Annotated in this window: 1 protein-coding gene; it reads right to left on the bottom strand. The window is 55.7% G+C overall.

Annotated elements, in window-relative coordinates:
• Positions 1–329: 329 nt before the first annotated feature.
• A partial coding sequence (locus tag BUC45_RS10115) for an IS4 family transposase (protein ID WP_296972076.1) occupies positions 330–1,440 on the bottom strand: 1,111 nt, incomplete at its 5' end.

The raw sequence follows: 1,440 nt of genomic DNA on the forward strand, positions 1-1,440 counted from the left end.
CATTGGCGTCAGGTTAATTTTGAGAGGGGGGTATCTCCCATCGCACTTGCGACTATTATTCCATAAAGTAGCACTTTATATGTCCATCAGGTCGCTCGTTCCCGCGACCACAACGACTCCACCCTGTCGAGCGACCCACTATCACCCTCTTTCCCGGACGTACCCATCAATCTCTGGCATCGACCACACCAAGGCCACGTGATCCCCGGCTGATCACATCATTTTTTCAAAAAGACGCCAATTTGGGCGTATTTTCCGGTTCTTTTTTCGAGAGCTCCCGCTCTCCCTGGCAGACCGTGTTCGAGCCGGATGCCCTCCGGTCGTTCAGGTCAACGCTTCAGGATAGCGTCTCGGGCCAGTTTCTTTGGGTGGTATTGGAGACCGTGACGGCAGAGTCGAGCGAACCAGAGGTTCCATCCCTCCCTGCCCCGGATCTGCTCTTCGGGCTCCTTCCCCTCATCGACCAGTGTCTCCAACAGCAGATCCATCTGCTCGATAAACCCTCTCCCAAAGAGGTCCGGCGAGAGTTTTTGCCGGGTTTTCTCATCCAGAAGCGTTCGCAACACCAGGTACACGCGTTTGAGGATCACCTGACGGATCAGCATGGCATAGAGGAGGGCCATCGAGGCGCCCTCGCGCTTGACCGCGATATCACCCAGATTACATTCGTTCTTTGCCTCATCGAACAGGGTCTCGATCTCCCATCGGAATCGATACAGTTTAGCGATCTCATCCACGGTAAACTCCTTCGGACTGAGATTCGTCAGATACCAGCGCCATTCCCCGGTATCCGGGTGAACCCTCCCCACACACCGGAACGTATACCGCTCCCGTCGTCGCTTCCCCCGGTATACTCGTCGTTTGAGCTGGACCGAGACCGTTGCATCGAAAGATTGTATACCCAACCCCGGGATCGCGGAGAGAAGATTCTGGCCGATGAGGGATGTGCACAGGTTGGCATCCATCGGTGAGTGAACGGCCTCGATCCTCAGGTTACTTGCCTTCTTCACCCGGGAGACAAAGAATCCTCGATTTTCGTGAATCCGGGCAAAAAGATGGTATGCATAAAACCCGAGATCTACCAGGAGGAGAGAGCCCGCGACCCACCGTCCAATCCGGAGGGTCTTGATCTCCGCTCTCCTCTCCGGCACGATCGAGACTGTTCGGGGTCCGCTCGCAAGGACATTGAGGAGGCACGCGACCTTGACCCCGGCGGTGGTTTTTGATCGCACCGCCGGAAACCGGTCGGCGAGTTTCTTGCTCAGTCGGATGATCGTCGAGTCCTGGATGAACACGGTTGCAAAACGAGCATACCGTTCCTGGAGTTCAAGGGTCATACCGCTGACCGGAGACCGCATGCAGTCATTGAGCACCGCCGCGAAGAAACGAGCTGCTGAATCATTCAATCGATCAACAAAACTCGAATAGGCGATCTCCACC

It is taken from the genome of Tepidanaerobacter sp. EBM-38 (assembly GCA_001896545.1).
Classification (GTDB): domain Bacteria; phylum Bacillota; class Thermosediminibacteria; order Thermosediminibacterales; family Tepidanaerobacteraceae; genus Tepidanaerobacter.